Below are 8699 nucleotides of genomic sequence, written 5' to 3' on the forward strand. Positions count from 1 at the left end.
GTTCGTGACACACTGCACCCCATGTCTGACGAGCAGGACAAGCTGAAGCTCAGCTTGGAGCCGCCCAAGCTGTTCGGGCGGAAGAAGAAGCCGACCGCGAAGGCCGGCACTCCCGAGCCCGCCACCCCGGCGCGCCCTGCCAATCGTCCGACCACCTCGCCGGGAGCCGCCGGCGAGGTCTCCGAGGCGCCCGAGGACGTGCCGGGCACCCCCGCCGCCGAGGAGGCCACGGAGCCGACGGTCGAGCCGGTCGAGGAGGCCCGAACCGGCGGTGCCGCGGACGCTGAGGCCGAGGAGGCCGAGGAGGCCGAGAGCGCTGAGACCGAGAGCGGCGAGGGGGCAGGCGGCGCCGCGGGGACGGAGGAGCAGACCGCGGTGATCGAGGGCGTGGACACCGACGCCGAGCCGGACGGGCCCGACGGGGCTGGCGGGGCTGGCGGGGCTGGCGGGTCGGTCGATGCCTCGACGACCCCGGTGGCGGCCGTCCCTGACGACGCCGCCGACGAGGAGCTGACCTCCGTCATCGAGGACGTCAAGGCGGCCGAGGCCTCCCCGCAGGCCGACAGCGAGCCGGCTGACGAGACGCGGATCGAGGAGACACGGGTCGGCGAGGCACGGTTCGATCAGGCCCCGGTCGACGAGGCACCGGTCGACGAGGCACCGGTCGACGAGGCACCGGTCGACGAGGCACCGGTCGAGGCCGACGCCCGGCAGCCGACGGCCCGCAAGCCGCTGTTCCGGATGCCGCGGGGCACCCGCGGCCGGCCGGCCGCCGACGTCGAGCCCGAGCCGGTCACCGACGCCGACCTCGAGGATGCCGAGATCGCCGCGCTGGCCGAGGACGACGGCCCCCTGCTGACCATCTACCGCGCCGCGGCACTGAGCGGCCTGGTGGTGGGCGCCGCGATGGTGGTGCTGACCTGGCTCTCGCTGCGTGGCTGCGAGGCGGTCCGCGGCACCGCGTCGTGCGGCGGCGGCCCCGGCTTCCTGCTGCTCGCGGCGATCTTCGCGCTCAGCGTGCTGCTCGGCAGCGCACTGCTCAAGGCGTTCCTGGTGCCCGACCCGGGCGGCAGCAGCTTCCTCGCGGTCGGCTTCGTCGCCGTCATCGCGCTGCTGCTGCTGATCGACTTCCTCGACAGCTGGGCGATGATCATCGTGATCCCGTTGCTCAGCATCGGCGCCTACATGGCGTCGGTCTGGATCACCAAGACCTTCGTGGAGCCTGCCGAGACCTGATTCGCGGCGGACGGTCGCCCGGGCGGTTGTGCGCCAGCTGGCGTCCACAGGGCGCCCGGCGGGCGTCGTACTCCACAGGTGGTACGGGCGTGCCGCGTCGGGTGTCGGTGGTACGGCGAAGCCTGGGCGGCATGGACACGACGGAGCCGACGGCCGCGCAGCACCCGCTGCTGGCCGGTGTGTCCACGCTGCACCGGGCGCTGGACGAGTCCGAGGGCCTCGATCCCGACTTCCTGACGGCCGACGCCAAGGCGGAGTACCTCCGCCAGCTGCTGCGTGCGAGCCACCGGGTCCAGGCCCGGATCATCCGGGTGCTGGCCGGGGCCGACGACGTCGCGGAGCGCGCCGGTGCCCGGTCGGCGGCGCACTGGCTGGCCCACGCCGACGCGAACCACCCTGGTCGCTACGTCGGCCACGAGCGGCTGGGCCGCCGCATCCTGGACAGCTATCCGACCGTGGGCCGAGCGCTCGACGACGGCCGGATCGGCGTCGACCACGCGCGGGTGATCGTCGACGCGCTGGACGCCCTGCCCGAGGTCGTTCCGGGCCACGACACCGCTGGGGCGCGAGCAGCGCTCCTGGCGAAGGCGGAGGCGCACCTCGTCGGCGAGGCGGCGGTGTTCACTCCGCGGCAGCTGAAGATCCTCGGCCGCCGGCTCCTCGAGGCGGTGGCGCCCGATGCGGCCGACGAGGTCGAGCGCGACCTCCTGGAGAAGGAGGAGCGGGCCGCGCTGCAGGCGACGCAGCTCTCCCTGCACCGGCTCGGTGACGGCACGACCAGGATCGTGGGACGGGTCCCCCGACCTGGACGCAGCGATCCTGCGCAAGGCCGTCGAGGCCTACACGAGTCCGCGTCAGCGCGCCGACGGCACGGCCGCGCCCGCGAGCGAGCGGTTGAGCGCCGGCCAACGACGCGGTCAGGCGTTCTGCCTGCTGCTGCGGCACCTCCCGGTCGACGGCCTGCCCCAGCACGGCGGTACGCCGGTGAGCATCGTGGTGACCGTCGCGGAGGCCGATCTCCGCAGGTCGACGGGCGCCGGCACCCTCGACACCGCCGACCGGCTCTCGGTCACCGGTGTCCGACAGCTCGCCCGCACCCAGGGCCTGCTACCGGCTGTGCTGGGCGGCGACGGCGAGGTGCTCGACCTCGGGCGCAGCCGGCGACTGTTCCAGCCGGCTCAGCGCCGGGCCCACCTGCTGCACCACCAGACCTGCCAGGAGGAGTCGTGCGACGTGCCGGCCGCCTGGACGGAGGCGCACCACAAGCGGCCGTGGGCCGAGGGCGGCCGCACCGACCTCGCCGACCTCGCCTTCCTCTGCTTCCTCCACCACCACCGCGCTCACGACCCGAAGTGGAGCGTCGAGTGGTCGTCCTCGGGCGCCGCCCGGTTCCGCCGACGGGAGTGACGTGGTCGTCGGCCGTGCACCGTCCACAATCCCGCCGCAGGCGCTGGCACGCGCCCGGCATCGCGAGATAACGTCCGAGACGCACCCCTGGTCCGGGGTGAGCACCACTCTCGGGAGGACCCATGCGCATCCCCCGCGCCCTCACCCTCGCACTCGCCGCTGCTCTCGTGCTGGCCGGCTGCGCCGACGACGGCGAGCCCGCCGAGCCCGAGTCGACCTGGACGCCGACCAGCACGCCCGAAGCGCCCAGCACCAGCCCAGCGGCCGCCGACTCGCTCACGGATCCGCCGAAGGACGAGACGCCGCGCCAGTTCATCAGGCGCTGGGTCGCGCTCGGCAATCACATCCAGCGGACCGGTGATCCCGCGCCCTACCTCGCAGTCGCTGGACCCGACTGCACCTCCTGTCGTGACTTCGCGAAGCAGGTAAAGCAGATCTACGACAACGGTGGTTCGATCGAAACCGAGGGCGAACGAATCGTGTCGATAACTCGCGAGGCCGACTACCAATGGGTGATCACGACTCGCTCCGGTCCCACTCGTTATCGCGAATCGACCGATGGGCCCCTGTTGCGACTACCCGGTGGAAAGTCGCGCTCCCGGCTATACATCACGAAGGTTCGCGGGCAGTGGATCGTTGGCTTCACCGAGGCAGTGGCATGAAGTCAGTATCCGCGGGCCTCATCCTGATTGTCGTAGCGCTGATGCCATCCGTGAATTGGCCGCCACCGGCTCACGCGGGGTGCTCCATCGCGACGAACCTGAGGACGGCTTACGAGACGTGCCGGGTCGACGGTGCCGTGGACCCTGGGGCGGCACCTGTCGACAGCAACGACTATCGAGTCCTGCCAATCTGCGCGATCCAAGTCGGCATCGCCTGTGGTCGCGTCATGGCCTGTACCAATGACGCCGGCAGTCGTGGAGTCCTGCATCAACTCTGGTCGAACGGAGAGCCGGCCGGTCACACATGCATAGGCGACGCCGCGGCGGGAAGCCCTCCCACCGTCACCCCCGAGCAGGTCCTCCGCGCGATGCGCCGACTCGACTGGCCGGCCTCTCGCCTCGTCATCCAGCCGCCGGACGGGCTCACCCTGGTCAACTTCGACACGAACTTCTACACCACGAGCACCGAGCCGATCACGCGTCAGGTCACCCTCCTCGGACAGCCGATCACGATCGAGGCGACGCCGGCGGAGTACGTGTGGCACTTCGACGACGGGGCGAGTCTGCGGACGACGGAGCCGGGGGCGCCGTACCCGGAGCTCGCGGTGACGCACAACTACACCCGCACGGGCACGTACCGGCCCAGTCTCGACACCGTCTACAGCGGGCGCTTCCGGGTGGGTGGCGGGCCGTGGCGGACGATCCCGGGCACCGTCACCGTCGACGGGCCGGCGCAGCGGCTCCGGGCCATCGAGGCGCAGCCGAAGCTGGTCGGCTACGGCCGGTGACGCGCGATGAGGATCGGCCTCGACCGGTGATCCGCAGTCAGCTCAGCGCGCGGCGACGACCAGCTCGGCGATCTGGACGGTGTTGAGGGCCGCGCCCTTGCGGAGGTTGTCGTTGGAGACGAACAGGGCGAGGCCGCGGTCGTCGTCGACACCCGGGTCCTGCCGGAGCCGACCGACGTAGGAGGGGTCCTTGCCGGCAGCCTGCAGCGGGTTGGGGATCTCGGAGAGCTCCACACCCGGCGCACCGGAGAGCAGCTCGCGGGCCCGCTCGACGGGCATCGGCCGCTCGAACTCCGCGTTGATCGCCAGCGAGTGACCCGTGAAGACGGGGACCCGGACGCAGATGCCGGAGACGCGCAGGTCCGGGATGCCGAGGATCTTGCGCGACTCGTTGCGGAGCTTCTGCTCCTCGTCGGTCTCGTGCAGCCCGTCGTCGACGAGGCTGCCCGCGAAGGGCAGCACGTTGTAGGCGATGGTGCGCTTGTAGACCGACGGCTCCGGGAAGGCGACCGCCTCGCCGTCGTACGCCAGCTCGCGCGCCTTGTCACCAGCGGCGGAGACGCCGGTCGCGAGCTCCTCGACGCCGGCGATGCCGGAGCCGGAGACGGCCTGGTAGGTGGAGGCGATCAGCCGGACGAGACCGGCCTCGTCGTGCAGCGGCTTGAGCACCGGCATGGCTGCCATGGTGGTGCAGTTCGGGTTGGCGATGATGCCGCGGCCGGCCTCGATCACCTCACGCGCCGCGTCGGGGTTGACCTCCGACACGACCAGCGGGATGGCGGGGTCCTTGCGGAACGCCGAGGAGTTGTCGACCACGATCACGCCGGCGTCGACGAACTTGGGGACGAGCGCCCGGGAGGCCGTCGCACCGGCGGAGAAGAGCGCGATGTCGAGTCCCGCGGGGTCGGCGGTGTCGGCGTTCTCCACGACGACCTCGCGGTCGCCGAACGCCAGCGTCTTGCCGGCCGAGCGGGCCGAGGAGAAGAAGCGGATGGAGTCGGCGGGGAAGTCCCGCTCGAGCAGGATCTGCCGCATCGCGACGCCCACCTGGCCGGTGGCGCCGACAACACCGATGTTCACCATGACATCTCCCTGAGGTGGCGGGGTCCCCGCGGCGTTGTTCGCGGGGGAGCGAAGCGGAGGAGCGAAGAACGTCGTGGGGTGTGCTGGCCGGTCGCGCCGACCACTCCGATGTTGATGCCCATGGCGGTCAGCGCCCCGTCCCGCCGTACACGACGGCCTCGATCTCGTCCGAACCCAGGTCGAAGGCGGCGTGCGCGGCCGTGACCGCGTCCTGCACCTGCGTCTCGGAGACGACCACCGACACCCGGATCTCCGAGGTCGAGATCATCTCGATGTTGACGCCCGCGTCGGAGAGCGCCTCGAAGAAGCGGGCCGAGATGCCCGGGGAGGAGCTCATGCCGGCGCCGACGATGGAGACCTTGCCGACGCTGTCGTCGTACTGGAGGCGCTCGAAGCCGACGCTCTCCTGCAGCCGGGACAGCGCGTTCATCGCGGTCTGGCCCTCACCCCGCGGGAGGGTGAACGAGATGTCGGTGCGGCCGGTCGCGGCCGCGGAGACGTTCTGCACGATCATGTCGATGTTGATCTGCGAGTCGGCGACGGCGCGGAAGATGGCCGCCGCCTCGCCCGGCTTGTCCGGCACGCCGACCACGGTGATCTTGGCCTGGCTGCGGTCGTGGGCGACGCCGGTGATGATGGCAGCTTCCATGGAACTCTCCGTGTTGTCCTGTGCGACGTCCTCGGCCTTCACGACCCAGGTGCCCTCCTTCTCCGAGAAGGACGAGCGGACGTGGATGGGCATGTCGTAGCGGCGTGCGTACTCGACGCAGCGCAGGTGCAGGATCTTGGCGCCCTGCGCGGCCATCTCCAGCGTCTCCTCGTAGGAGATGCGGTCGACCTTGCGGGCACGCGGCTCGATCCGGGGGTCGGCGGTGAAGATCCCGTCGACGTCGGAGTAGATCTCGCACACGTCGGCCCGCAGCGCGACGGCGAGCGCGACGGCCGTGGTGTCCGAGCCGCCCCGGCCCAGGGTGGTGATGTCCTTCGTGGTCTGGGAGACGCCCTGGAAGCCGGCGACGATGGCGATCGCGCCTTCGTCGATGGCCGCCTGGATCCGGCTCGGCGTCACGTCGATGATCTTCGCCTTGCCGTGGGCCGCGTCGGTGATCACGCCCGCCTGGGAGCCGGTGAACGACCGCGCCTCGTGTCCGAGGGTCTGGATGGCCATCGCCAGCACCGCCATCGAGATCCGCTCGCCGGCGGTGAGCAGCATGTCGAGCTCACGGGCGGGCGGCAGCGGCGAGACCTCGTTGGCCAGGTCGATCAGCTCGTCGGTGGTGTCCCCCATCGCCGAGACCACGACCACGACCTGGTGGCCCAGCTTCTTGGCGTCGACGATGCGCTGCGCGACGCGCTTGATGCCCGCGGCGTCGGCGACCGACGAGCCGCCGTACTTCTGCACGACAATGCCCACGAGGGCTCACTCCTGGCTTGCGGGGAAGGGACCGCGCCCGCGGAAGGCGCCGGGCCGATTCTACCGAGAGCGCGCTACGCCTTTTCCCCGCTGTCCAGCACCGCCTCGATGGCCTCGATCTGCTCCTGCTCCGACGGGTGGTCGACGTCGAGCCGGTCGTGGGCGACCACCGACAGCAGCGCCTTCATGGCCGCCCCGGCGAGGGCGCCCCACGACGAGACGTAGGAGAACTGCCACCACCACAGCGCCTCCTCGACGTCGCCCGCGGCGTAGTGGCGCAGCCCGAGCTCGAGGTCCGCGGCGATGCTGGTGAGGTCGTCGGAGAGCAGCCCCTCCACGACCTCCGGCTGGTAGGGGTCGAAGACGTAGCAGTAGGTGTCGACGTTGCCCAGCAGCGTCGCCAGCCGCACCCGCAGCTCGTCGAGGTCCGCATCCGGACCCACGTCGGGCTGGTACTCGTCGCGCGGGGCGAAGTCGCGCTGCACGCCGAGGCGGGACCCGGCGAGGGCGATCTGGCCGATCTGGAGCAGCAGCAGCGACACCGCCTGGCCCGCGGTCGCCTGCCCGGCGATCACCCGGAGGCTCTCGAGGAACGAGCGCACCGAGCCCGCGATGTCGTCGGCGAACCGGACGGTCTCCGCCTCGACGGCCAGCAGCGCCTGGAGCGCCGCCATCCCGGGCAGCTGGTCGGTCGCACTCTCCGTGCCCTTGGTCATGTTGCCGCCTGCCTTCCTACGAAAGCTCGCCCGAGGGTGACCTCGTCGGCGTACTCCAGGTCACCACCTACGGGAAGTCCACTCGCCAACCGGGTCACGCGCAAGCCCAGCGGCCCCAGCATTCTCGTGAGGTACGTCGCGGTCGCCTCCCCCTCGAGGTTGGGGTCGGTCGCCAGGATCACCTCGGTCACCGTCCCGTCACCCAGCCGGGTGAGCAGCTCGCGGATGTGGAGCTGCTCGGGACCGATGCCGTCGATCGGCGAGATCGCACCCCCGAGGACGTGGTAGCGCCCCCGGAACTCACGGGTGCGCTCGATCGCCACGACGTCCTTGTACTCCTCGACCACGCACAGCACCGCCGGGTCGCGGCGCGGGTCGCGGCAGATCCGGCACTGGTCGTCCTCGGCGACGTTGAAGCACGTGGTGCAGAACTTCACCTTGGCCTTGACCTCCAGCAGCACCTCGGCCAGCCGGCGCACGTCGGCGGGGTCGGACTGGAGGAGGTGGAACGCGATCCGCTGGGCGCTCTTGGGACCCACGCCCGGCAGCCGGCCGAGCTCGTCGATGAGGTCCTGGACGACGCCTTCGTACACCGGAGGCTCCGCTCAGAACCCGAGCTTGCCCGGCGCCTGGCCGGGCTCGCCCTGACCGGGCAGCCCGGGCGTCCCGGGGAGTCCGGGAAGCCCGCCGGCGAGCGGGCCGAGGGTCTGGCCGGCGAGCTCGTCGGCCTTGGCCTTGGCGTCGCGGAACGCCGCGACGACCAGGTCGCCGAGCTCGGCGAGCGCGTCGGGGTCGGTGCTCTCGACCGCCTCCGGCTTGATCGTCACGCCGGTCAGCTCGCCGACGCCGCTCAGTGTGACGGTGACGGCGCCACCGGCCACGGAGCCCTCGACGGTCGCCTCCGCGAGCCGCTCCTGGGCGGCCTGGAGGTCGTCCTGCATCTGCTGGGCCTGCTGGAGAAGGGCGCCGAGGTCGAGACCACCCAGGCCACCGCCCCCGCCGGTCAGTGCGTCGAAGGGGTTCTCGCTCATCTGCTTGCCTCGTCTCTGGTGGTGGTCGTCGCTGGGGTGGTCATCCGCGCGGGATCTCCTCGATCACCTGCGCGCCGAGCTCGCGGGCCAGCAGGTCGGCGCCCGACTCGGGGTCGACCTCGGCGTCGTCGAGGTCGACGTGGACGTCGGGGTCCTCAGGCGGGGCGTCGGCCTGGGCCTGGATGTCGGCCATCCGCGGCCGCCGGGGGGCCGGCTCGGCCGGGCCGTCGGCGGCGACCGGGTCGGGCGCTGCACGGGGATCGGAGTCGGGCGTCGGCACGCCGCGCGCCCACTCGGGGGCTGCGCCGGGCGCCGGCTCACCGGACGCGCCGGCAGGCACCGGCGCAGTGGTCGCCGCGCCG

At 71.8% G+C, this 8699-nt stretch carries 10 protein-coding genes and 1 pseudogene; 4 read left to right on the plus strand and 7 right to left on the minus strand.

The features are described 5' to 3' along the window. The first annotated feature begins 21 nt into the window (after positions 1-21). Positions 22-1236, plus strand: a complete 1215-nt coding sequence (locus ACPOLA_RS17835; protein ID WP_435771852.1) for a hypothetical protein — start codon at positions 22-24, stop codon at positions 1234-1236. On the opposite strand, the gene ACPOLA_RS17840 is transcribed toward ACPOLA_RS17835, so the two are convergent. Continuing rightward, positions 1182-1994: a hypothetical protein gene (locus ACPOLA_RS17840; RefSeq protein WP_435771853.1), complete on the minus strand. Its 813-nt coding sequence runs from the start codon at positions 1992-1994 to the stop codon at positions 1182-1184. The genes ACPOLA_RS17835 and ACPOLA_RS17840 overlap by 55 nt on opposite strands. A gap of 7 nt (positions 1995-2001) precedes the next feature. On the opposite strand from ACPOLA_RS17840, the gene ACPOLA_RS17845 reads away from it, so the two are divergent. From ACPOLA_RS17845 to ACPOLA_RS17855, 3 genes are all read left to right on the plus strand, one after another. After that, entirely contained in the window at positions 2002-2643 is a 642-nt protein-coding gene (locus tag ACPOLA_RS17845; RefSeq protein WP_435771854.1) for an HNH endonuclease signature motif containing protein, read from the plus strand. Positions 2644-2765: 122 nt separating this feature from the next. Further along, positions 2766-3305, plus strand: coding sequence for a DUF6318 family protein (locus ACPOLA_RS17850; RefSeq protein WP_435771855.1), 540 nt, complete (start codon positions 2766-2768; stop codon positions 3303-3305). A gap of 368 nt (positions 3306-3673) precedes the next feature. Continuing rightward, a complete protein-coding gene (locus tag ACPOLA_RS17855) occupies positions 3674-4093 on the plus strand; it encodes a hypothetical protein (protein WP_435771856.1) in 420 nt (139 codons plus the stop codon). Between the two features lie 42 nt (positions 4094-4135). On the opposite strand, the gene ACPOLA_RS17860 is transcribed toward ACPOLA_RS17855, so the two are convergent. The 6 genes and pseudogenes from ACPOLA_RS17860 to ACPOLA_RS17885 all read right to left on the minus strand — a co-directional run. Then, positions 4136-5176 (minus strand): aspartate-semialdehyde dehydrogenase, encoded by a 1041-nt coding sequence (locus ACPOLA_RS17860; protein WP_435771857.1) that lies wholly within the window; start codon positions 5174-5176, stop codon positions 4136-4138. A gap of 127 nt (positions 5177-5303) precedes the next feature. Then, positions 5304-6590, minus strand: coding sequence for an aspartate kinase (locus ACPOLA_RS17865; RefSeq protein WP_435771858.1), 1287 nt, complete (start codon positions 6588-6590; stop codon positions 5304-5306). Positions 6591-6664: 74 nt separating this feature from the next. After that, entirely contained in the window at positions 6665-7306 is a 642-nt protein-coding gene (locus tag ACPOLA_RS17870) for a DUF5063 domain-containing protein (protein WP_435771859.1), read from the minus strand. Next, on the minus strand, positions 7303-7899 hold the full coding sequence (gene recR, locus ACPOLA_RS17875; protein ID WP_435771860.1) for a recombination mediator RecR: 597 nt from the start codon (positions 7897-7899) through the stop codon (positions 7303-7305). Before recR ends, ACPOLA_RS17870 begins: the two co-directional genes overlap by 4 nt. A 12-nt stretch (positions 7900-7911) precedes the next feature. Beyond that, positions 7912-8337 carry a YbaB/EbfC family nucleoid-associated protein gene (locus ACPOLA_RS17880; RefSeq protein ID WP_435771861.1) on the minus strand — a complete coding sequence of 142 codons (426 nt, stop codon included), beginning with the start codon at positions 8335-8337 and terminating at the stop codon, positions 7912-7914. Positions 8338-8377: 40 nt separating this feature from the next. After that, positions 8378-8699: pseudogene (locus ACPOLA_RS17885) on the minus strand (hypothetical protein); the annotation flags it as partial.

Source organism: Nocardioides proteolyticus (genome assembly GCF_051280635.3).
Lineage (GTDB): Bacteria > Actinomycetota > Actinomycetes > Propionibacteriales > Nocardioidaceae > Nocardioides.

Excerpts from the sequence above, each read along its gene's own strand:
- ACPOLA_RS17835 (WP_435771852.1), top strand. The coding sequence starts at position 22 with ATGTCTGACGAGCAGGACAAGCTGAAGCTCAGCTTGGAGCCGCCCAAG.
- ACPOLA_RS17850 (WP_435771855.1), top strand. The coding sequence starts at position 2,766 with ATGCGCATCCCCCGCGCCCTCACCCTCGCACTCGCCGCTGCTCTCGTG.
- ACPOLA_RS17855 (WP_435771856.1), top strand. The coding sequence starts at position 3,674 with ATGCGCCGACTCGACTGGCCGGCCTCTCGCCTCGTCATCCAGCCGCCG.
- ACPOLA_RS17860 (WP_435771857.1), bottom strand. The coding sequence starts at position 5,176 with ATGGTGAACATCGGTGTTGTCGGCGCCACCGGCCAGGTGGGCGTCGCG.
- ACPOLA_RS17870 (WP_435771859.1), bottom strand. The coding sequence starts at position 7,306 with ATGACCAAGGGCACGGAGAGTGCGACCGACCAGCTGCCCGGGATGGCG.
- ACPOLA_RS17880 (WP_435771861.1), bottom strand. The coding sequence starts at position 8,337 with ATGAGCGAGAACCCCTTCGACGCACTGACCGGCGGGGGCGGTGGCCTG.